At 68.8% G+C, this 21,422-nt stretch carries 23 protein-coding genes; 13 read left to right on the forward strand and 10 right to left on the reverse strand.

Annotation, left to right across the window (positions count from 1 at the left end; genetic code table 11):
• Positions 1 to 37 precede the first annotated feature (37 nt).
• Positions 38 to 1,528, forward strand: coding sequence for a glycosyltransferase family 87 protein (locus tag AS594_RS17570; RefSeq protein WP_420877796.1), 1,491 nt, complete (start codon positions 38 to 40; stop codon positions 1,526 to 1,528).
• 164 nt (positions 1,529 to 1,692) lie between these two features.
• On the opposite strand, the gene AS594_RS17575 is transcribed toward AS594_RS17570, so the two are convergent.
• The 3 genes from AS594_RS17575 to AS594_RS17585 form a co-directional block, all read right to left on the reverse strand.
• Positions 1,693 to 2,724 carry an alanine racemase gene (locus AS594_RS17575; RefSeq protein WP_069927952.1) on the reverse strand — a complete coding sequence of 344 codons (1,032 nt, stop codon included), beginning with the start codon at positions 2,722 to 2,724 and terminating at the stop codon, positions 1,693 to 1,695.
• A gap of 76 nt (positions 2,725 to 2,800) precedes the next feature.
• Positions 2,801 to 3,919 (reverse strand): lipid II:glycine glycyltransferase FemX, encoded by a 1,119-nt coding sequence (locus AS594_RS17580; protein WP_069932655.1) that lies wholly within the window; start codon positions 3,917 to 3,919, stop codon positions 2,801 to 2,803.
• A 110-nt stretch (positions 3,920 to 4,029) separates the two neighbouring features.
• Entirely contained in the window at positions 4,030 to 4,344 is a 315-nt protein-coding gene (locus AS594_RS17585; RefSeq protein WP_069927954.1) for a hypothetical protein, read from the reverse strand.
• Between the two features lie 267 nt (positions 4,345 to 4,611).
• On the opposite strand from AS594_RS17585, the gene rpsF reads away from it, so the two are divergent.
• The 4 genes from rpsF to rplI all read left to right on the forward strand — a co-directional run bounded on the left by rpsF (position 4,612) and on the right by rplI (position 6,319).
• Positions 4,612 to 4,902, forward strand: a complete 291-nt coding sequence (rpsF, locus tag AS594_RS17590) for a 30S ribosomal protein S6 (RefSeq protein WP_006604399.1) — start codon at positions 4,612 to 4,614, stop codon at positions 4,900 to 4,902.
• Positions 4,903 to 4,977: 75 nt separating this feature from the next.
• A complete protein-coding gene (locus tag AS594_RS17595) occupies positions 4,978 to 5,574 on the forward strand; it encodes a single-stranded DNA-binding protein (RefSeq protein ID WP_069927955.1) in 597 nt (198 codons plus the stop codon).
• Between the two features lie 43 nt (positions 5,575 to 5,617).
• A complete protein-coding gene (gene rpsR, locus AS594_RS17600; RefSeq protein ID WP_003949403.1) occupies positions 5,618 to 5,854 on the forward strand; it encodes a 30S ribosomal protein S18 in 237 nt (78 codons plus the stop codon).
• 18 nt (positions 5,855 to 5,872) lie between these two features.
• Positions 5,873 to 6,319: a 50S ribosomal protein L9 gene (gene rplI / locus AS594_RS17605; protein WP_069927956.1), complete on the forward strand. Its 447-nt coding sequence runs from the start codon at positions 5,873 to 5,875 to the stop codon at positions 6,317 to 6,319.
• A 143-nt stretch (positions 6,320 to 6,462) separates the two neighbouring features.
• Here rplI and AS594_RS17610 read toward each other — a convergent pair whose 3' ends face one another.
• Entirely contained in the window at positions 6,463 to 7,800 is a 1,338-nt protein-coding gene (locus tag AS594_RS17610; RefSeq protein WP_069932654.1) for an MATE family efflux transporter, read from the reverse strand.
• Between the two features lie 458 nt (positions 7,801 to 8,258).
• Here AS594_RS17610 and dnaB point away from each other — a divergent pair, with 458 nt between their 5' ends.
• Positions 8,259 to 9,734 carry a replicative DNA helicase gene (gene dnaB / locus AS594_RS17615; RefSeq protein WP_079144543.1) on the forward strand — a complete coding sequence of 492 codons (1,476 nt, stop codon included), beginning with the start codon at positions 8,259 to 8,261 and terminating at the stop codon, positions 9,732 to 9,734.
• A gap of 73 nt (positions 9,735 to 9,807) precedes the next feature.
• Here dnaB and AS594_RS47930 read toward each other — a convergent pair whose 3' ends face one another.
• On the reverse strand, positions 9,808 to 10,563 hold the full coding sequence (locus AS594_RS47930; RefSeq protein ID WP_069932653.1) for a helix-turn-helix domain-containing protein: 756 nt from the start codon (positions 10,561 to 10,563) through the stop codon (positions 9,808 to 9,810).
• Positions 10,564 to 10,788: 225 nt separating this feature from the next.
• On the opposite strand from AS594_RS47930, the gene AS594_RS17625 reads away from it, so the two are divergent.
• The 4 genes from AS594_RS17625 to AS594_RS17640 all read left to right on the forward strand — a co-directional run bounded on the left by AS594_RS17625 (position 10,789) and on the right by AS594_RS17640 (position 14,787).
• Complete coding sequence (locus AS594_RS17625; RefSeq protein ID WP_069927960.1) at positions 10,789 to 11,460, forward strand: DUF4097 family beta strand repeat-containing protein; 672 nt, start codon at positions 10,789 to 10,791, stop codon at positions 11,458 to 11,460.
• Between the two features lie 11 nt (positions 11,461 to 11,471).
• Complete coding sequence (locus AS594_RS17630; protein WP_069935151.1) at positions 11,472 to 12,431, forward strand: ATP-binding cassette domain-containing protein; 960 nt, start codon at positions 11,472 to 11,474, stop codon at positions 12,429 to 12,431.
• Positions 12,428 to 13,219, forward strand: coding sequence for an ABC transporter permease (locus AS594_RS17635; RefSeq protein WP_069927963.1), 792 nt, complete (start codon positions 12,428 to 12,430; stop codon positions 13,217 to 13,219). Before AS594_RS17630 ends, AS594_RS17635 begins: the two co-directional genes overlap by 4 nt.
• A gap of 182 nt (positions 13,220 to 13,401) precedes the next feature.
• Positions 13,402 to 14,787 carry a serine hydrolase domain-containing protein gene (locus AS594_RS17640; RefSeq protein WP_069927964.1) on the forward strand — a complete coding sequence of 462 codons (1,386 nt, stop codon included), beginning with the start codon at positions 13,402 to 13,404 and terminating at the stop codon, positions 14,785 to 14,787.
• Between the two features lie 118 nt (positions 14,788 to 14,905).
• Here AS594_RS17640 and AS594_RS17645 read toward each other — a convergent pair whose 3' ends face one another.
• The 3 genes from AS594_RS17645 to AS594_RS17655 all read right to left on the reverse strand — a co-directional run bounded on the left by AS594_RS17645 (position 14,906) and on the right by AS594_RS17655 (position 17,029).
• Positions 14,906 to 15,964 carry a restriction endonuclease gene (locus AS594_RS17645; protein WP_069932651.1) on the reverse strand — a complete coding sequence of 353 codons (1,059 nt, stop codon included), beginning with the start codon at positions 15,962 to 15,964 and terminating at the stop codon, positions 14,906 to 14,908.
• Between the two features lie 114 nt (positions 15,965 to 16,078).
• Entirely contained in the window at positions 16,079 to 16,531 is a 453-nt protein-coding gene (locus tag AS594_RS17650) for a GNAT family N-acetyltransferase (RefSeq protein WP_069927966.1), read from the reverse strand.
• A gap of 39 nt (positions 16,532 to 16,570) precedes the next feature.
• Complete coding sequence (locus tag AS594_RS17655) at positions 16,571 to 17,029, reverse strand: MarR family winged helix-turn-helix transcriptional regulator (RefSeq protein WP_069927967.1); 459 nt, start codon at positions 17,027 to 17,029, stop codon at positions 16,571 to 16,573.
• 137 nt (positions 17,030 to 17,166) lie between these two features.
• Between AS594_RS17655 and AS594_RS17660 the strand changes: the two genes are divergently transcribed.
• Positions 17,167 to 18,384, forward strand: coding sequence for an MFS transporter (locus AS594_RS17660; protein ID WP_069927968.1), 1,218 nt, complete (start codon positions 17,167 to 17,169; stop codon positions 18,382 to 18,384).
• A gap of 29 nt (positions 18,385 to 18,413) precedes the next feature.
• Positions 18,414 to 18,848 (forward strand): GlcG/HbpS family heme-binding protein, encoded by a 435-nt coding sequence (locus AS594_RS17665; RefSeq protein WP_069932650.1) that lies wholly within the window; start codon positions 18,414 to 18,416, stop codon positions 18,846 to 18,848.
• Positions 18,849 to 18,911: 63 nt separating this feature from the next.
• On the opposite strand, the gene AS594_RS17670 is transcribed toward AS594_RS17665, so the two are convergent.
• Both AS594_RS17670 and AS594_RS17675 read right to left on the reverse strand, forming a co-directional pair.
• Positions 18,912 to 19,802: a GNAT family N-acetyltransferase gene (locus tag AS594_RS17670; protein WP_069927970.1), complete on the reverse strand. Its 891-nt coding sequence runs from the start codon at positions 19,800 to 19,802 to the stop codon at positions 18,912 to 18,914.
• A gap of 4 nt (positions 19,803 to 19,806) precedes the next feature.
• A complete protein-coding gene (locus AS594_RS17675) occupies positions 19,807 to 20,337 on the reverse strand; it encodes a DUF2269 domain-containing protein (RefSeq protein WP_069927971.1) in 531 nt (176 codons plus the stop codon).
• A 77-nt stretch (positions 20,338 to 20,414) separates the two neighbouring features.
• On the opposite strand from AS594_RS17675, the gene AS594_RS17680 reads away from it, so the two are divergent.
• Entirely contained in the window at positions 20,415 to 21,047 is a 633-nt protein-coding gene (locus AS594_RS17680; protein ID WP_069927972.1) for an HAD family hydrolase, read from the forward strand.
• The last annotated feature ends 375 nt before the right edge of the window (positions 21,048 to 21,422 follow it).

Raw genomic sequence — 21,422 nt, forward strand, 5'->3', positions numbered from 1 at the left:
CGCCGCATGCACAGCGCCGTACGGCAGGATGACCCCCATGACGAGCGTGCACGAGGACCGTCCCGCAGTTCGGCCCACGCATCAGGACGACATCGCGGCGGCGGGCAGCGAGCTGATCGGCGGACCCGTCGGCCGCTGGGCCAGGCTGGGCTCCAGCCGGCTCACACCGGTCCGCGTCGTCGCCCTGGTCGCCATCGGCATGTTCGCGCTCGGCATGGTGCAGAAAATCCCCTGTTACGAGTGGGCCTGGTTCCGCGGCACCAGCTCGCAGTACACCCACGCCTGCTACTCCGACATCCCGCACCTGTATCTGGGGCGCGGCTTCGCCGACGGGCTCGTACCGTATTTCGACCGCCTGACCGGCGACATGGAGTTCCTCGAGTACCCCGTCCTGACCGGGCTCTTCATGCAGGTCGCCGCCTGGCTGACCATGCCCTTCGACGGTTCCGTGCAGGAGCGGGAACAGGCGTACTGGATGGTCAACGCGCTGATGCTGATGATCTGCGCCGCCGTCATCGCCGTCTGCGTCGCCCGTACGCACCGGCGCCGCCCCTGGGACGCCCTGCTCGTCGCGCTCGCACCGGCCCTGGCGCTCACCGCCACCATCAACTGGGACCTGCTCGCCGTCGCCCTCACGGCCGCCGCGATGCTCATGTGGTCCCGGGGCCGATCCCTCGCGTTCGGCATCCTCATCGGACTCGCCACCGCCGCGAAGCTCTACCCCGTACTCCTGCTGGGACCGCTCCTCGTGCTGTGCTGGAGGGCCGGAAAATACCGTGAGTACGGGGCCGCGCTGCTCGGTGCGAGCGGAGCCTGGCTGCTGGTGAACCTGCCCGTCATGGCCTTCGCCCCCGAGGGGTGGAAGAAGTTCTACACCTTCAGCCAGGAACGGGCCGTCGACTTCGGCTCGTTCTGGCTGATCATCACGCAGCGCACCGGAAAGCCGCTCGACGTCGAAGCCGTCAACACCTACGCCACCCTGCTGATGGTCGCCGTCTGCGCGGGCATCGCCGCCCTGACCCTCACGGCGCCCCGCCGGCCGCGCTTCGCCCAGCTCGCGTTCCTGGTCGTCGCCGCGTTCGTCCTCACCAACAAGGTCTACTCACCGCAGTACGTCCTGTGGCTCATCCCGCTGGCCGCCCTCGCCCGGCCACGCTGGCGCGACTTCCTCATCTGGCAGGGCGGCGAGGTTATGTACTACCTCGGGATCTGGATGTACCTCGCGTACACCACCAGCGGCGACAAGCAGCGCGGACTGCCGCCCGAGGGCTACCAGCTCGCCATCGCGCTGCACCTGCTGGCCACGCTCTACCTGTGCGCCGTCGTCGTACGCGACATCCTCATGCCGGAGCGGGACGCCGTGCGGCGCGACGGCTCCGACGACCCCTCGGGAGGTGTCCTCGACGGCGCCGAGGACACCTTCGTCCTGGGGAAGGCCGCGCACCCGCCGCGGCACGCCGTGCACCACTTCGAGGGGCCCCGGGTGGAATGGGGCGCCACCGCCGGGTCGGGCGCGGCCGAGCGGTAGCGGGACCGACGGCGGGGACGCGCGGCGGGAGACCGCCCACAGGGGTCGGCCCCCACGTGCGGCGTGCGGCTGACACCTCGGCCGCTGACCCTGGGGGCGGCCGATCCTGCGGGCGGCTGATGCCGTCGGCGGTTGATGCGGCGGGCGGCTGGTGCCGCCGGCAGTCAGCGGTCGACGAGACGGTCGAACTGCGTCGTCGTATGCCTCAGGTGGGCCACCAGTTCGTCGCCCACCTTCGGCTCCTGCGCGTCCGAGGGAACGAACAGGATCGACACCTGCATGTGCGGCGGCTCGGCGAACCAGCGCTGCTTGCCCGCCCACACGAACGGCGCGAGATTGCGGTTGACCGTGGCCAGACCGGCCCGCGCCACGCCCTTCGCCCGCGGCATCACGCCGTGCAGCGCCTTGGGCGCCTCCAGGCCGACGCCGTGCGACGTACCGCCCGCCACCACCACGAGCCAGCCGTCCGACGCCGCCTTCTGCTGGCGGTAGCCGAACCGGTCGCCCTTGGACACACGCGTCACGTCCAGCACCGAGCCGCGGTACTCCGTCGCGTCGTGGTCGCCCAGCCACAGCCGGGTACCGATCCGCGCGCGGAAGCGGGTCTGCGGGAACTGCTGCTGGAGGCGCACCAGTTCGTCGGCCTTCAGGTGGCTGACGAACATCGTGTGCAGCGGCAGACGGGCCGCACGCAGCCGGTCCATCCAGCCGATGACCTCCTCCACCGCGTCCGAACCGTCGGTGCGGTCCAGCGGGAGGTGCAGGGCGAAGCCCTCCAGGCGTACGTCCTCGATGGCCGCGTGGAGCAGCCCGAGCTCCTCCTCCTTCACGCCGTGGCGCTTCATCGAGCTCATGCACTCGATGACGACACGGGCACCCACCAGCGCGTGCACCCCGTCGACCGACGACACCGAGCGCACCACCCGGTCCGGCAGCGGAACCGGTTCCTCACCGCGCCGGAAGGGCGTCAGGACGAGCAGGTCACCGCCGAACCAGTCCTTGATGCGCGCCGCTTCGTAGGTGGTGCCGACGGCGAGGATGTCCGAACCGAAACGGGTCGCCTCGTCGGCGAGCCGTTCGTGGCCGAAGCCGTATCCGTTGCCCTTGCAGACCGGCACTATCCCGGGGAACTGGTCGAGCACGGACTTCTGGTGCGCCCGCCAGCGCGCGGTGTCGACGTAGAGGGTGAGCGCCATGGCCGGTCCGGAACCTTTCTCGTGGCTGCGGTGTATCAGAGGTATGAAGGAATGCAGAGCTGAGATTCGTGCAGGATCAGCGGCGCGACATGTACATGTCCAGTGCCTTGTGCAGCATCTTGTTGAGCGGAAAGTCCCACTCACCGACGTACTCCACAGCCTCTCCACCCGTACCCACCTTGAACTGGATCAGGCCGAACAGGTGGTCGGTCTCGTCCAGGGAGTCGGAGATGCCCCGAAGGTCGTACACGGTCGCGCCCATCGCGTACGCGTCACGCAGCATCCGCCACTGCATCGCGTTCGAGGGCCGGACCTCGCGGCCGATGTTGTCGGAGGCGCCGTACGAGTACCAGACGTGCCCACCGACGACCAGCATCGTCGCCGCGGACAGGTTCACCCCGTTGTGCCGCGCGAAGTACAGCCGCATCCGGTTCGGGTCCTCGGCGTTCAGAACGGACCACATGCGCTGGAAGTACGACAGCGGGCGCGGCCGGAACTTGTCGCGGATCGCGGTGATCTCGTACAGCCGCTGCCACTCGGCCAGGTCCTCGTAACCACCCTGGACGACCTCGACGCCGGCCTTCTCGGCCTTCTTGATGTTGCGCCGCCACAGCTGGTTGAAGCCCTTGAGGACATCGTCCAGCGACCGGTTCGCCAGCGGCACCTGGTACACGTAACGCGGCTGCACGTCACCGAAGCCGGCGCCGCCGTCCTCACCCTGCTGCCAGCCCATCTTCCGCAGCCGGTCCGCCACTTCGAACGCGCGCGGCTCGATGTACGTCGCCTCGATGTCCCGCAGCCGCTTCACATCCGGGTCCTGGATACCGGCCTTGATCGCCGGCGCGTCCCAGCGGCGGATGACCACCGGCGGACCCATCTTCACGGAGAAGGCACCCTGCTGCTTCAGATGCGCCAGCATCGGCTGCAACCAGTCGTCCAGATTCGGCGCGTACCAGTTGATCACCGGGCCCTCGGGCAGATACGCGAGGTACCGCTTGATCTTCGGCAGCTGCCGGTACAGCACCAGCCCTGCACCGACCAGCACGCCACTCTTGTCGAACCAGCCCAGGCTCTCCGAGCGCCACTCGGTCTTCACATCGGCCCACGCCGGAACCTGGCAGTGGCTCGCCGACGGCAGGCTCTGGATGTACGCCAGATGCTGCTCTCGGCTGATGGTCCTCAGGGTCAGGCTCATGCGGGGCGCTCCTCGGCAGGTCTGTCCCCATGGGATCAGGGGCTCCGGCTCTCGCGCCGAAGCCTACTGCGCCCGGGGAGCGCCCCGACTGGCCGCTGACCCAGCCGGACCTATCCCAGCACCCCTCCGAACAGGCCGCCGTGAGCCATGCCGAGGTAGAAACCGACCGCGGAAGCCCCCAGGCCGACGATCAGCAACGTCCGCTCGCGGGTCGTGACCGAGATGAACTGCCCGTACGCACCCGTGATGATGCCCACCAGCCCGACCCAGGAGCTGATCAGATGCAGGTCGTGGAACATCGCCGTGACGAAGGCGATCACGCCCAGCAGCACCGTCACCGCCACCAGGGTGTCCTGACGCGGATGAGGCTTGCCGTCGGTCTCGAAGAGGGAAGTCGAGGAGCGTCGTCGCATTGCCTGTGCCATGAGGCACCTCCTGCTCGAAGCGGCGAATCGTGACACCGCACACACCCGATGTGTAAAGAGTGTGGCCCCTCCCGGCCGGATTTCAACCGGAAGGCGGTGAGCAGGTAGTCTGTACGGTCTGCACCGGTGTCTGCCCATGCCGCAATCCAAGCCTCTTCCCTCGAAGAAGGCGGCTTGTCAGTGGCGGCCGATACCGTTGCGTACGCATCACGACCCTCCTGCCACGGAACGACCGTGGCCGCTGAGTCCAAAGGAGGTGGGTTCCACATGCGTCACTACGAAGTGATGGTCATCCTCGACCCCGATCTCGAGGAGCGCGCTGTCTCCCCGCTGATCGAGAACTTCCTCTCCGTCGTCCGCGAGGGCAACGGAAAGGTCGAGAAGGTCGACACCTGGGGCCGTCGTCGTCTGTCCTACGAGATCAAGAAGAAGCCCGAGGGCATCTACTCGGTCATCGACCTCCAGGCCGAGCCTGCGGTCGTCAAGGAGCTCGACCGACAGATGAACCTGAACGAGTCGGTCCTCCGGACCAAGGTCCTCCGCCCCGAAACCCACTGAGCTCAGTAGCTCAGCGGTAATCGGGTCCGAGTAGCAACAAGCAGCCAGCAGCAATCCCCGCCGAGAGGTTCACCCATGGCAGGCGAGACCGTCATCACGGTCGTCGGCAATCTCGTCGACGACCCCGAGCTGCGCTTCACCCCGTCCGGTGCGGCGGTCGCGAAGTTCCGTGTCGCGTCCACTCCCCGCATCTTCGACAAGCAGACCAATGAGTGGAAGGACGGCGAAGGCCTGTTCCTCACCTGCTCGGTCTGGCGTCAGGCGGCGGAGAACGTCGCGGAGTCGCTTACGCGAGGCATGCGCGTCGTCGTTCAGGGCCGGCTCAAGCAGCGGTCCTACGAAGACCGCGAGGGCGTCAAGCGCACGGTCTACGAGCTGGACGTCGAAGAAGTCGGCCCCAGCCTGAAGACGGCCACGGCCAAGGTCACCAAGACCACCGGCCGAGGCGGTCAGGGTGGGTACGGCGGCGGCCAGCAGGGTGGTCAGCAGGGCGGCGGCAACTGGGGCGGAGCCCCCGGCGGCGGCGGCCAGCAGGGCGGCGGCGCCCCCGCCGACGACCCCTGGGCCAGCAGTGCACCGGCCGGCGGCGGTCAGCAGCAGGGTGGCGGCAGCTGGGGCGGAAGCTCCAGCGGGTCCGCCGGCGGCGGCTACTCGGACGAGCCCCCCTTCTAGGGCGGGCCCGTACACCACTTCTTGATCACACAGGAGAAACACCATGGCGAAGCCGCCTGTGCGCAAGCCTAAGAAGAAGGTCTGCGCATTCTGCAAGGACAAGGTCACGTACGTGGACTACAAGGACACGAACATGCTGCGGAAGTTCATTTCCGACCGCGGCAAGATCCGTGCCCGCCGCGTGACCGGCAACTGCACGCAGCACCAGCGTGACGTCGCCACGGCAGTCAAGAACAGCCGTGAGATGGCGCTGCTGCCCTACACGTCCACCGCGCGATAAGGGAAGGGTGACCGAAAAATGAAGATCATCCTCACCCACGAGGTCACTGGCCTCGGCACGGCCGGCGACGTCGTTGACGTCAAGGACGGCTACGCTCGCAACTACCTGGTCCCGCGTGGTTTCGCGATCCGCTGGACCAAGGGTGGCGAGAAGGACGTGGCGCAGATCCGCCGCGCCCGCAAGATCCACGAGATCGCGACCATCGAGCAGGCCAACGAGATCAAGGCCAAGCTCGAAGGCGTGAACGTGCGCCTGGCCGTTCGCTCCGGCGACGCCGGCCGTCTCTTCGGCTCCGTCACCCCGGCCGACGTCGCTTCGGCGATCAAGGCCGCCGGTGGCCCCGAGGTCGACAAGCGCCGCGTTGAGCTGGGCGCCCCGATCAAGACCCTCGGTTCGCACCAGGTCTCCGTGCGTCTGCACGCAGAGGTCGCCGCGAAGCTCGGCGTCGAGGTCGTCGCCGCCTAAGGCTGCGCATCTCACAGCAGTACGAAGGGCCGCACCCCATGGGGTGCGGCCCTTCGCCGTTTCACGTGAAACATCACTGATCACTTCACGCTTGTCGGGTTCTCACCTGCTGCTTTCTCACGTGCTGCCGCTGCCGCTGCCGCTCAACGCGTGGCGCCCGTGACGATCCAGCGTCCCGAACGCGCACGTAGCCACAACGTCAGCATCCGCACGGCCATCATCAGCGTCATCGCCCACCACAGCGCCGTCAGACCACCACCGAACACCGGCACCAACAGAGCCACCGGCGCGAACACAGCGAGCGTCGCCAGCATCGCCCAGGCCAGATACGGCCCGTCGCCCGCACCCATCAGAACACCGTCCAGCACGAAGACGATCCCCGAAATCGGCTGCGACACAGCCACCACCAGCAAGGCCGGCAGCAGGACGTCCCGCACCACCTCGTCGCTCGTGAACAGCGGGATGAACAACGGCCGCGACACCGCGACCAGCACCCCGAGCACCACCCCCGAGACGATGCCCCACTGCACCATCCGCCGACACGCTTCCTGCGCCCCCTTGGCGTCACCGGCGCCCAGATAGCGCCCGATGATCGCCTGACCGGCGATCGCTATCGCGTCCAGGGCGAAGGCCAGCAGGCTCCACAGCGCGAGGATGATCTGGTGGGCCGCGACATCGGCGTCCCCGAGCCGGGCGGCCACAGCCGTGGCGAGCATCAGGACGGCGCGCAGCGAGAGCGTACGGACCAGCAGTGGCGCACCCGCCTGGGCACAGGCCCGTATCCCCGCCGCGTCGGGACGCAGCGAGGCCCCGTGCTTCCTCGCGCCCCGCACGACCACCGCCAGATAGGTGGCCGCCATCGCGCACTGGGCGATCACGGTGCCCCACGCGGAACCGGCTATGCCGAGTCCGGCGCCGTACACCAGACCCACATTGAGTACGGCGTTGACGGTGAATCCGCCGACGGCCACGTACAGAGGCGTCTTCGTGTCCTGGAGGCCGCGCAGGACACCCGTCGCCGCGAGGACCACGAGCATCGCGGGGATACCCAGGCTGGAGATCCGCAGATACGTGACGGCGTACGGAGCGGCGGTCTCGGAGGCGCCGAAGAGGTCGACGAGCCAGGGGGCGGCGGGCAGGACGAAGGCGATCACCGCCGCGCCGAGAAGGAGTGCGAGCCAGATACCGTCCATGCCCTGACGGATCGCTGCGGGAAGGTCGCCCGCTCCGACGCGGCGGGCTACCGCGGCGGTGGTCGCGTACGCGAGGAAGACGAAGACGCTCACAGCGGTCATCAGAAGCGTGGCCGCGATGCCGAGACCCGCGAGCTGCGGTGTGCCGAGGTGGCCGATGACGGCGCTGTCGACCATGACGAAAAGGGGCTCGGCGACCAGGGCGCCGAAGGCCGGGAGGGCGAGCGCGACGATCTCGCGGTCGTGCCGGCGCCGGCTGTTCTTCGCTGCCGTGGGGGCCTGAGTCATGAGGTCAATCTAATCTTCCACAGGTAACAGATGCAAGGTATCTACGGTCCTTACTTCTGGGTGCTGTCAGGGTTCGGCTGTGCGCCGTTTGTTCTGATCTTGAACCGGGTGGCGAAGTTTTTCTTCCCCACAGCCCGTGGATGGAGAAAGTGCAGGTCAGGGGCCGGGGCGTGGAGGCGGTATGAGTTTGTCCACAGTACTGTCCCCCGGTCCGTGCACAGGTTCTGGGGAGTTCTCCACAGCAACTCGTCTTTCGTCCACACGGCCTGTGGATAACCAGATTGGCTGACGGTGCCCGCGGGCCTACCGTGGTGCGGCGCCCGCCTTCCGTTCCGGCCCCGGAAGCCCGTCGAACTCGATGCGCCGGAACCGGAGTCGGGCGTCTCATTTGTCAGAGCCGTGCCGTAAGAAAGAGTGGCACAGCGAGGTCCGCGCAGCGGACGGGAGGAGGTGGCCCGGTGAGCATTTCCGAGCCATTGGACGACCCCTGGGCCGACAGCGGTCCTGGTGACCGTCTGCCCTCCCGCCGGCGCCGAGGCGAAGGCCGGGGCCGCGACGAGCAGCACGACCGCGGTGGCGAGGGCAGTGGCTGGGAGGGTGGCTCTCCGGCTTTCGAGCGGGTGCCTCCGCAGGACCTCGACGCGGAGCAGTCGGTTCTCGGCGGCATGCTGCTGTCGAAGGACGCCATCGCGGACGTGGTGGAGATCCTCAAGGGCCACGACTTCTACCGCCCGGCCCACGAGACCGTCTACACGGCGATTCTCGACCTGTACGCCAAGGGTGAGCCGGCCGACCCCATCACGGTTGGCGCCGAGCTGACCAAGCGCGGCGAGATCACGAAGGTCGGCGGCGCCTCGTACCTGCACACCCTGGTGCAGACGGTGCCGACGGCGGCGAACGCGGAGTACTACGCGGAGATCGTCCACGAGCGGGCGGTGCTGCGCAGGCTGGTCGAGGCGGGCACGAAGATCACGCAGATGGGATACGCGGCCGACGGTGACGTCGACGACATCGTGAACGCCGCCCAGGCGGAGATCTACGCCGTCACCGAGCAGCGCACCAGCGAGGACTACCTGCCGCTCGGCGACATCATGGAGGGCGCGCTCGACGAGATCGAGGCGATCGGCTCGCGTACGGGCGAGATGACCGGTGTGCCGACCGGTTTCACGGACTTCGACTCGCTGACCAACGGTCTGCACCCGGGCCAGATGATCGTCATCGCGGCTCGTCCCGCGATGGGCAAGTCGACGCTCGCGCTGGACTTCGCGCGGGCGTGTTCGATCAAGAACAACCTGCCGAGCGTGATCTTCTCCCTTGAAATGGGGCGCAACGAGATCGCGATGCGTCTGCTGTCGGCGGAGGCCAGGGTGGCGCTGCATCACATGCGTTCGGGCACGCTGACGGACGAGGACTGGACGCGGCTCGCGCGCCGGATGCCGGACGTCTCGCAGGCGCCGCTGTACATCGACGATTCGCCGAACCTTTCGATGATGGAGATCCGGGCGAAGTGCCGCCGGCTGAAGCAGCGCAATGATCTGAAGCTGGTGATCATCGACTATCTCCAGCTGATGCAGTCCGGTGGTTCGAAGCGGGCGGAGAGCCGTCAGCAGGAGGTCTCGGACATGTCGCGAAACCTCAAGCTGCTGGCGAAGGAGCTGGAGCTGCCGGTGATCGCGCTGTCGCAGCTGAACCGTGGTCCCGAGCAGCGTACGGACAAGAAGCCGATGGTGTCCGACCTGCGTGAGTCGGGGTCCATCGAGCAGGACGCGGACATGGTCATCCTGCTGCACCGTGAGGACGCGTACGAGAAGGAGTCGCCGCGTGCCGGCGAGGCGGACCTGATGGTGGCGAAGCACCGTAACGGTCCTACGGCCACGATCACGGTGGCGTTCCAGGGTCACTACTCGCGCTTCGTGGACATGGCGCAGATCTGACCTCCGCGGTCGCAGCCCTGCGCCCGGACGGCGGCTTCTCTCTCCCCTACAGCACACGAACCGGCCAGACCGACTATCCGAGGTCTGCACCTGGCTTGTCAGGGCTGCCCGCGGCGGCTTCGGGTCGTGGGTGGAGAACCTCGCGGGCCTGCTCCGCGGCGCGGGTGATGCTCTCGGAGACGAAGTTGAGGAAGCGGGCGACGTTTTCGAGGCGGGCGGCGGCCGGGTTGTCGGGGCCGAGGACGCTGACGCCTTGCCGTGCGGTTTCGACGAGCTGGGCGGTGGACCGGGCACTGGCCACGATCGACTGGTACCAGATGTCGTCGTCGACGACGTAGCGCTCGCGGCGGCGTTCGTCGCGTTCCCGGCGGAGGAAGCCCTGGGTGTCGAGGAACGCGACCGCCTTGGAGATGGACGCCGGGCTGACCTGGAGGCGCTGGACGAGCTCGGACGCGGTGAGGCTGCCGGTGTCGGCCAGGGTGAGGCAGGCCATCACCCGGGACATCATCTTGGGCATGCCCGAGGCCATGAGGGCGGTGGTGAACGTCTCCTCGTACTCGCGTACGGCCTCGGCGTCGCGTCCGTGGACGTGTGTGGGCCCCTGCGGGTCCCTGGGCGCGGCCTGCTTGCGCCGATGTGCGCGTTGTTCTGTGGCGCGGTGGGCGAGGTCGGCGCGATAGGCGGTGGGGCCGCCGTTGCGCATCACCTCGCGCGTGACCGTCGAGGTCGGACGGTCGAGACTTCTGGCGATCTCGGCGTAGGCGAGACCGTCGGCCAGTCCCAGCGCGATGTGCCGGCGTTCCTGCTGGGTGAGTCTGCCTCCCGGCATGGCGATCTCTCCTTTGTGGTCCTTGAGGGCTCCAGCATAGCGTTCATGCTCATTCTATTGCAACGGTCAGAGAGTTTTCTGTTGCGTTATCTTCAGCGTCATTGCAACGATTTGTTGGCTGTGACCTGCATTTATTGTGGTGAAGTGCAACGAGTGCGTTGATGGATCGGTGAAGGCAACGTAGCGTTTGCGATGTCGGAAACACCGAGTCAAAGGAAAACCACGATGCAGACGTTCACCACCCCCGCCCCGGTCTCCGCAGTCCTCGACATCGCCGCCGGAAGCATTCGGTTCATCGCCGCCGACCGGTCCGACACCACGGTCGAGGTCCTGCCCATGGACGCCTCGAACGGCCGCGACGTGAAGGCGGCGGAGCAGACCACGGTCGAGTACGGCGACGGTGTCCTGCGGATCGAGGCCGCACCGGCGAAGAACCGGATCCTCGGCAGCTCCGGATCCATCGAGGTGACAGTGCAACTGCCGGCCGGTTCCCGGGTCGAGGCGAAGGCGGCCAGCTCCGAGTTCCGGGTCGTCGGACGGCTCGGCGACGTGGTCTTCGAGGGCGCGCAGGGCTCGGTCAAGATCGACGAGGCCGGGAGCGCCCGCCTCACCCTGCTGGCCGGCGACGTCTCGGTCGGCCGCCTGGGCGGCGCCGCGGAGATCAGCACCCAGAAGGGCGACCTCCGCATCGCCGAGGCCATGCGCGGCACGGTCACGCTGCGCACCGAGTACGGCGAGATCTCGGTCGGCGCCGCCCGCGGCGTCTCCGCCTCCCTGGACGCCGGCACCACGTACGGCCGGATCCACAACACGCTCAAGAACACCGACGGCGCCGCCGCCGGCCTGAACATCCACGCGACGACCGCCTACGGCAACGTCACCGCCCGCAGCCTCTGAAGGAGCACCTCATGACCAGCTTGGCCATCGCGGCGAACGGGCTGCGCAAGTCGTACGGGGACAAGGTCGTGCTGGACGGCGTCGACCTGGCCGTCCCGGAAGGAACCGTCTTCTCCCTGCTCGGCCCGAACGGCGCCGGCAAGACCACCGCCGTGAAGATCCTCTCCACCCTCGTCTCGGCCGACCCGGGCACCGGCGACATCCACATCGGCGGCCACAGCCTGGCCACCGACGCCGACGGGGTGCGTTCCGCGATCGGTGTCACCGGTCAGTTCTCCGCGGTCGACGGTCTGATCACCGGCGAGGAGAACATGCTCCTCATGGCGGACCTGCACCACCTGTCCAAGCGCGAGGGGCGGCGGGTCGCGGCCGAACTGCTGGAGCGCTTCGATCTGGTCGAGGCGGCTAAGAAGCCCGCCTCCACCTACTCCGGCGGCATGAAGCGCCGCCTGGACATCGCGATGACGCTGGTCGGCAACCCGCGGATCATCTTCCTCGACGAACCCACCACCGGCCTCGACCCCCGCAGCCGCCACAACATGTGGCAGATCATCCGCGAACTCGTCACGGGCGGCGTCACCGTCTTCCTCACCACCCAGTACCTGGAAGAGGCCGACGAACTGGCCGACCGTATCGCCGTGCTCAACGACGGCAGGATCGCCGCCCAGGGCACAGCCGAGGAGCTGAAGCGGCTCATCCCCGGCGGACACGTGCGGCTGCGCTTCTCCGACCCGGCCGCCTACCGGAGCGCCGCCTCCGCGCTCCGCGAGGTCACCCGCGACGACGAGGCACTCGCGCTACAGATCCCCAGCGACGGCAGCCAGCGCGAACTGCGCTCCATCCTCGACCGGCTGGACTCGGCCGGCATCGAGGCCGACGAGCTGACCGTCCACACCCCCGACCTCGACGACGTGTTCTTCGCCCTCACCGGCTCCAGCGTCCCCAGCCAGCCCAAGGAGACCGTCCGATGAGCACCCTCTCCCTCGCGATGCGCGACTCGTCCACCATGCTGCGCCGCAACCTCCTGCACGCCCGGCGCTACCCGTCCCTGACGCTCAATCTGCTGCTCACACCGATCATGCTGCTGCTGCTCTTCGTCTACATCTTCGGCGACGCGATGAGCGCGGGTATCGGCGGCGGCGGGGCGGACCGCTCCGCGTACATCGCGTACGTGGTCCCGGGCTTGCTGCTGATGACCATCGGCAGCACCACGATCGGAACCGCGGTCTCCGTCTCCAACGACATGACCGAGGGCATCATCGCCCGCTTCCGGACGATGGCGATCCACCGCCCTGCGGTACTGGTCGGGCACGTGGTCGGGAGCGTCCTCCAGTCGGTCGCCAGCGTGGTCCTGGTGGGCGCCGTCGCGGTGGCCATCGGCTTCCGGTCCACGGATGCAACCGCCCTGGAGTGGCTGGCGGCGTTCGGGCTGCTCGTGCTCTTCGCCCTGGCGCTCACCTGGATCGCGGTCGGCATGGGTCTGATCAGCCCGAACGCCGAAGCGGCCAGCAACAACGCGATGCCGCTGATCCTGCTGCCGCTCCTGTCCAGCGCCTTCACCCCGGTCGACTCCATGCCCGGCTGGTTCCGGCCCATCGCCGAGTACCAGCCGTTCACGCCCGCCATCGAGACCCTGCGGGGCCTGCTGCTCGGCACGGAGATCGGCCACAACGGATGGCTCGCGATCGGCTGGTGCCTGGGGCTCGCGGTGCTCGGCTACTTCTGGTCGACCTCGACGTTCAACCGCGACCCGAAGTAATCGCCATGGCAGCGCGGGCCGCCTCCCGCAACTCGTCCCGCCCCAGGGCGGCGTATCCGACACACGGTCGGTGTACGCCGCCCCGTCGGCGTTCCGGGCCGTCCGTCCAGGGGATCCCCGGCCGTGATGTCGGAGCTCAAAAGGGGTCGACGGGGTGGGGCGGGGGCGGGTAGGTCTTGACCATGACCTCACCGTTCGAAGATCTTTTGCCCAGTACGCAACGCGCCCTCCTGCACCGCATCGCGACCGCCCAGGCCGAGGGCAGGGCGCCGTCGCTCGTGGCGGCGGTTCAGCGGGACGGGCGAACGGTCTGGACGGGCTCCCGTACATGCGTAGAGGGGCACGGGCCGGACCCCGGGACGCAGTACCGGATCGGTTCGATCACCAAGACGTTCACCGCGGTGCTGGTGATGCGGCTGCGCGACGAAGGTCTTCTCGACCTGGGCGATCCGCTGGACAAGCACCTTCCGGGTACGGGGGTGGGGAGTGAGGTGACCGTCGCTCAACTTCTCGCCCACACCGCCGGTTTGGCGGCGGAGACGCCGGCGCCCTGGTGGGAGCGGACGCCGGGCACTTCGCGCCCCGGGCTGGGCGATGTGCTGGGTGACCAGGCGCGGATGCATCCGGCGGGGCGTACGCACCATTACTCCAACCCCGGCTACACGTTGCTCGGCCGGCTTGTCGAGGCGGTGCGGGGAGAGCCCTGGGGCGAGGTGCTGCGGCGGGAGGTGCTCGGGCCGCTGGACCTGGGGCGTACGAGCGAACAGCCGCAGGCGCCGCATGCGGGTGGCTGGGCGGTGCACCCGTGGGCGGACGTGATGCTGCCGGAGCCGTCCGTGGACCTGGGGCTGATGGCTCCGGCGGGTCAGCTCTGGTCGACGACTGCCGACCTCTGCCGTTTCGCGGCGTTCCTCGCGGAGGGGCACGACAAGGTGCTGGGTGCGGAGTCCGTACGGGAGATGCGTACGCCTGCTGCTCCGGCGAGCCCTGGGGACCCGTTCGGCGCGTACGGGCTGGGGTTGCAGATCGTGCAGAGCGGCGGACGGACACTGGTGGGGCATACGGGGTCGTTGCCGGGTTTTGTCGCGGGTCTGTGGGTGAGTGTGGAGGACGGCGTGGCCGCGGTGGCGCTTGCCAATGCGACGTCCGGGCTGTCGGCGCCCGCGGTGGCAGCGGACCTGATCCGCATCGTGGTCGAGGCCGAGCCGCGCATCCCGGAGCCCTGGCGGCCGCTTCCCGGGGCGGAGGTCGACAGGGAGCTGCTGGCGCTGACGGGGCCGTGGTTCTGGGGCACTTCGGCGTACGCGCTGACGCTGGTCGCGGGCGGTGGTGTGGAGCTTCAGCCGCTGCGGGGCAATGGCCGGGGATCACGCTTCACCGCGCGGGCGGACGGTACGTGGCTCGGCCTCGATGGCTACTACCTGGGGGAGACGCTCCGGGTGGTGCGGCGGGAGGGTGGCGCGGTGAGCCACTTGGACCTGGGTTCGTTCGTCTTCACGCGGGAGCCGTACGCGCCGGAGGACGCGATTCCTGGCGGGGTGGACGAAGGCGGCTGGCGCGGGCTGTGATGTTTCACGTGGAACCGGCGTCGGACCGGCGCCGGTAGAGTGCCGTCGGGCCCGAAGCCGCAACTTCGGATTGCGGCTTCGGGCCCGCTCTGTAGGCCGACGAGGGTGGAGATGGCCCCTACGGCGCGGTGTTGAGGACCTGCAACCTGGCGCCGTTGTTCCATGCTTCGAGCAGGCCCCGGTGGACGGCCGTCACGTCGTGGCGGGCGGCCAGCAGGAGGGCGTCGCGGGTGAACGGGCAGGTGGCTACGAGTAGTGCGATGTCGGCGTTGTATTCGAGTCTGGCCATGCCGATGAACTGCTGGACGTCCCCGCTTGCGATCACCGATCCGGGGTTGCGGGACTTGCACTGGACGACGATGCGCCGCCCGTCGAGGGTGTAGGCGACGATGTCCGCGCCCGTGTCGCCGTGGCCTCCGGTGACCGTGACCCGGTCGCACCCGTCGCGTCGGCAGAGCCAGGCGATGTGCTGCTCGAACTGGCGGGGGTTCATGGCGTCGAGTGCGCCCATCGACCCGGCTGCCTCGCGTTCGCGCAGGACGCGCCGGAGGTGGGTCACTTCGCCTTCGAGAGCCTGGATGCGGTCCCGGTGTTCGCCGTCGTTCCGGACCGCGGTGTTGAGCAGGGGGACTACCGCGTGGCCGATGGCGGTGCGGCAGATGTCCTCCGCGATCTCGGCGACGTGCGCGTCGGCGTGAGTGGCCATGCGCCGGTCGAGGACTTCGGTGATGTGCTCGTCGAGCAACGACGAGAGCCTGTGGACAAAGTTGTCCACAGGCTGCGAGGGCCGGCTTTCTTCCGTGTCGAGCAGGTGAGTACGCACCTGACGTGCGACGACGCTGTCACGGAGCAGCATGGCGACGTTGAGCACGGTCCTTCTTGTGAACAACCCGACCTTGCTCGTGTAGCGGTCCACGGAGGCTCCTGCCTTCAAGGCAGTAACCTCCTCGCGGGTCGCCAGGCGGTAGCCGTTGGCCTCCAGCTCCTCGCGGTGGTCGGACACCATGCTGTAGACGGCGGTCTCGAGCACTTCGAAGTACTTCGCGACCATCTGGGTCGTCACGTGCGCTCCGTCCGGCAGCAGTGAGAGCGCCTTGACCTTGTCGAGTGCTTCCGTGCGTTTGGCGACGCTGTCGCGCAGTGTCCTGGATTCCAGCAGGGCCACTTCGTGGACCATCCGGCTCGTCTCCTCCTGGGCCCCGGGGCCCGTTCGAGTGCGGGAACGGGATCCGGACATACGGCCGCCCCACTTGCTCGGGGCAACGAGACACATCGGATAAAGAAACGGTTTTCAGATACTCAGCTTGAATCCGACGTGGGATGCCTCGAAGCCGAGCCGCTCGTAGAAGCGGTGGGCGTCGGTGCGGGTGGCGTCGGAGGTGAGTTGGACCAACTGGCAGCCCTGGCGGCGGGATTCGTCGACGGCCCACTCGATGAGCCGCGTGCCGAGGCCGTTGCCGCGTTCATCGGCGTGGATGCGTACGCCTTCGATGATCGAGCGGGTGGAGCCGCGGCGGGACAGTCCGGGGATCACGGTGAGCTGGAGGGTGCCGACGACGCGGTCGTCGCGTACGGCGACGACCAGGTGCTGGTTGGGGTCGGCGGTGAGGCGGGTGAGGGCGGCGGTGTACGGGGTGAGGTCGTCGGGGGATTCGCGCCGGGCGCCCAGGGGGTCGTCGGCGAGCATGGCGACGATCGCGGGGAGGTCGTGGGGGGCCGCGGGGCGTATTTCAAGATCGCTCATGGGGCGCAGATTACGCGGGAGCAGGCTTGCGGGGGCGGATCAGGCGGGGACGCGCAGCTCTTCCACCGCTCTGACCAGGGGGGCGAGCTCGGGGTTCTTCGCGGCTTCGTCGAGGGCCTGGCGCAGGGCGGTGTCGTTGGTGGGGCGGGCTTCGGTGAGCAGGGCCTGGCCGGCCTCTGTGACGTCGGTGTAGATGCCGCGCCGGTCGGTGTCGCAGAGGTAGCGGGTGAGCAGGCCGCGGTCCTCGAGGCGGGTGACCAGTCGGGTGGTGGCGCTCTGGCTCAGTACGACGGCGTCGGCGACCTGCTGCATGCGCAGGTGTCCGCCGGGGCCGCTGTGCTGGCGGCTGAGGACGTCGAGGAGTGAGTACTCGCGCACGCTGAGGCCGTGCCGGCTCTGGAGGGCCTTCTCGATGTGGGCGTCGATCCTGCCGTGGAGCAGGGAGAGGGCGCACCAGCCCTGGGAGAGGGCGGTCAGTGCGGGGTCTGTGGCGGTCATGGATCTCTCCTCTTCCCGGAGCGGCTGGTGCCCAGGATAGACGACTACCGAAATAGCCCGCGCTTGCATTAGCCCGCGTGTGCAATGAATGTCGACGCTCGTAAGGTGCATGTGCAATCTATTCGGAAGGTCTGGCCATGCCACTCGCCCTCCTCGCCCTGGCCATCGGGGCGTTCGGTATCGGCACCACAGAGTTCGTCATCATGGGTCTGCTGCCCGAGGTCGCCGCCGACTTCGGCGTCTCGATCCCCACCGCCGGCTACCTCGTCAGCGGCTACGCCCTCGGTGTCGTACTCGGCGCTCCGCTGATGTCGGTCCTCGGCACCCGGATCTCCCGCAAGCGCATGCTGATGCTGCTGATGGGTCTGTTCATCGCGGGCAACCTCCTCTCCGCACTCGCCCCGTCCTTCGGCGTGATGCTCACGGGCCGCGTGGTCGCGTCCCTCGCGCACGGCGCGTTCTTCGGTATCGGGTCGATCGTCGCGGCCGATCTGGTCGCGCCGGAGAAGAAGGCCGGCGCGATCGCGATGATGTTCACCGGCCTCACCGTCGCCAACGTCGTCGGTGTTCCGCTCGGCACGTTCATCGGCCAGAGCTACGGCTGGCGGCTCACCTTCGCCGCCGTGGCGGTGCTCGGCGTGCTGGGTCTGGCGGGCGTGGCCCGGCTGGTGCCGGAGATGCCCAGGCCCGAGGGCGTGCGGCTGCGCCACGAGCTGGCCGCCTTCCGCAATGTGCAGGTGCTGCTCGCCATGGCGATGACCGTGCTCGGCTTCGGTGGCGTCTTCGCCGCGATCACCTACCTCGCCCCGATGATGACGGGCGTCGCCGGCTACTCCGCCGGATCCGTCACCTGGCTGCTGGTCCTGTTCGGCCTCGGCATGGTCGGCGGCAACTTGATCGGCGGCAAGTTCGCGGACCGCGCGCTGATGCCGCTGCTGTACGTGTCCCTCGGCGCCCTCGCGCTGGTCCTCGCCCTGTTCACCGTGACCGCCCACCACCAGGTCGCGGCGGCGGTCACCATCGTGCTGATCGGCGGGCTGGGCTTCGCGACCGTTCCGCCGCTCCAGAAGCGCGTTCTGGACCAGGCCGCGGGGGCTCCCACCCTGGCCTCCGCCGTCAACATCGGCGCGTTCAACCTCGGCAACGCGCTCGCCGCGTGGCTCGGCGGCCTCGTCATCGCCGCCGGCCTCGGCTACACCGCCCCCAACTGGGTCGGCGCCGTGCTCGCCGGCTCGGCTCTCGGCCTGGCGTTCCTGTCCAGCGCCCTGGAGCGCCGTACGGACGCCCGCAGCCGGGTCGTCGCGGGATCGCTTCCCGAGCCCGCCGCTCTGAGCGCTGCCGCCGTACGCCGCTGAACCCCCGTCAAGAACCAAGGAGTCACCCCATGAGCACCACAGCCACAGCCACCGCAGTGGTCCCGCTGACCATTCAGGACGCCGAAGCCCTCGTTGACGCGGCCCGTCGCGCGGCCGAGGAGGCGGGCGTCACGGTCGCCGTCACCGTGCTCGACGCGGGCGGCCACCTGCTCGCCTTCCGGCGAGACGACAGGGCCGTACTGATCGCGGGCGAGACCAGCACCCGCAAGGCGTACACCGCGCTCCAGCTGAACGCTCCGACGGCCGATCTGGTCGACGCCGTTCAGCCCGGAGGGCTCTTCCACACGCTGCCGACCGCGCTCGACCGCCCGCTCCTGTTCATCGCCGGCGGCGTGCCGGTCCACCGCGACGGTCGACTCGTCGGGGCGATCGGTGTGGGCGGCGGGGCGCCCGAGCAGGATCACGGGTTCGCGACCACGGCCGTCGAGGCACTCGGCAGGTAGCCGGGCCGACGGCCGGGCCCCGCCGCCCGTCGCCGCCGCCCGTCAGCCCGCGTCGGCGCTCCCTCAGCCCGCCGCGACCGTCAGGGGAGCGAAGCGGCGGGTCCAGTCGCCGGGGAGGGCGGGGATCCCGAAGGTCATCACGGCGTTGAAGGCGACCGGCTCCAGGCCGTGCGCCTTCACCCATTCCAGGAGTTCCTCGTGGCGTACGTCGATGTCGGTGCGCAGCGGGCGGTCCGTACCGGCGGCCAGTGAGGCGACGAGTGCCTTGGCGGTCTCGGTGTCCCTGGCGATCAGCGGCCCCACGACGTGGGTCTGCATGTTGGGCCAGGCGGCCGCGTAGCCGGTGATGCCGTTCCGGTCCTCGGCGATCCGGATCTGGTCGGCGAAGGCGGGCAGCCGCGTGAGGACGTGGGTGCGGTCCTGGCCGAACACCTCGGCGTCCAGGCGCAGTATCGCCGGCAGGTCGTCGGCTGTCGCGGGACGGGTCGGGACGTCGGACGGGGAGCCGGAGGGACGGAAGTGGCCACTGACCATCTCGGCCCTGCCGGTGACGGCGAAGCCGAGTTCTTCGTAGAGCGGGCGGCCGTTGGGTGTGGCGTGCAGGGTGAGCGGGGTGGTTCCTGCTCCGGCGATGAGGTGTTTCATCAGGCGGCGGCCGATGCCCTGCCGTGCGTGGCGTTCCGCGACGAGAACCATGCCGATCGCGGTGAGTGCGGTCTTGCCGGAGGCTCCGGGGGTGTACGAGTCCTGGGGGCCGTACGAGGTGACGACACTCGCCGCGGCGAGGCCCTTGCCTTCCGGCGCGTCGATGCCGTAGCCGGTGCCGGCGGTCAGCAGCAGGCCCCATTTGTGCTCTTCGCGGGGCCAGCCGCGGTCTTCCGAGAGGTCGGCGCAGGCGGTGAGGTCGCCCAGGGTCAGTCGGCGGATGGGCAGTTCGGCGTGCGGAGTCGGCATTGGATCAGGCTGGCTGACGTACTGATCGCCCGTCCACCGTTTTACGTGAAGAGGAGGAGACGGCTCGGGAACGCCGCCCGCGCCGGGTGAGGCCCCAGGGCTTGAGGACCGAGATCGCGGTCATGAACAGGTACGCGCTCGATGCGACGACCGGCGCGGCGACGAGGCTGCTGTCGGGGACGCCGAGGGCGGCCGCCGCGCTGATGCCGGGCCGCAGCGCGAAGACCGTCGCTGCCCCGGTGACGAGGGTCAGCCAGAACTTCACCCACACCCAGCGGTACCTGGCCAGGCCCCACGGTGTGCCGAGGGACAGTGCCAGTCCCGTACCCAGTGACAGCAGTGCGACGGGGGTGACCAGCCAGTCGCCGAAGACCTTCATGGCCGTGTAGGCGGACCGGGTCATGGCTGGGGAGTCGGTCGTCCAGGCGGTGATACCGAGAGCGGTCAGCCCGACCGTGAGGCCCAGCCAGCCCACGGAAGCGGCGAGATGTGTGACGAGGAGTGCCCGGCGTGCGGGGCGCGGGAGTGGTTTCACGTGAAACACGCTGCCCGGTGGCGGGCGGGTCCGGCGTCCGGCAGGGGGAGTAACCGCGCGTACTAGCCTCGGCGTACATGACGCGACTTCACCTCTTTGATCTCGACGGAACGCTGATGCGGGGCTCGGCGGCGGCGGTCGAGATTTCCCGTCAGCTGGGTGTCAGTGCCGAGATCGCCGAGCTGGAGCGGGAATTCCTTCTGCGGGGTCTGGCACCCGACGAGTTCGCCGTACGGGCCAGGGAGCTGTGGGGGGAGCTCACCGAGGCTCAGGTGGCGGCGGCTTTCGAGGGGGCGCCCTGGTTGTCGGGCATCGAGGAGGTGTGGGCGGACATCCGCTCGCGCGGTGAGTACTGCGCCGTCATCTCTCTGTCACCGGACTTCTTCGTGGAGCGATTGTTGGCGTGGGGCGCGCACGCGGCGCATGGTTCGCGCTGGCCGGCGGTGCCGTTTCTGGAGCCGGTGGAGCGGGCGGGGATCTTGAACGCGGCCGCGAAAGTGAAGATCGCAGATCGGCTCTGTGAAGAATTCGGGCTGGTTAGGAGTGACTGCGTGGCTTACGGGGATTCGATGTCGGACGCGGAGATCTTCGCGGCGGTGCCTGTTTCTGTGGCCGTCAATGCTGATCACCACCTGTCGGACCTTGCCGTGCTGGCTTATCGGGGTGGTGATTTGCGTGAGGCGTACGAAATGGTGCGGTCCCGCCAGTAATCCGGGTTTGGCCGCGAAGTGGGCGCGGGCCGACGGGGGTGGGCGGCTTCGGCAGGGGGCTTGTGCGCCGGGCTACCGCCGGTAGTGTCGACTCCGGTTTGCTCCCGGGCCATTACCGCCCAAGGCATGGGGCAAAAGAGCCTAACCAGAAAGCGGGTTCGGATGCCCGGACTTCCTGGTCTTTGTCCGAACCGGAAGTGGTGCCTGGCATGCTGCGACGACGGGAACTGCGGGCAATGTCACATTTCTGTCCGCCTCACCCCAATTGGGGGCAGTGGAGTGCTTAGTGTGGGCTGCCGACAGACCTGACGGCAGTCGACGCCAGGTAGTACAGACAGCCCCAGCGGGCACAGATCTGAAGCAGAGCGGGGAAAG

Origin of the sequence: Streptomyces agglomeratus (genome assembly GCF_001746415.1) — a bacterium.
In the GTDB taxonomy this organism is placed as follows: domain Bacteria; phylum Actinomycetota; class Actinomycetes; order Streptomycetales; family Streptomycetaceae; genus Streptomyces; species Streptomyces agglomeratus.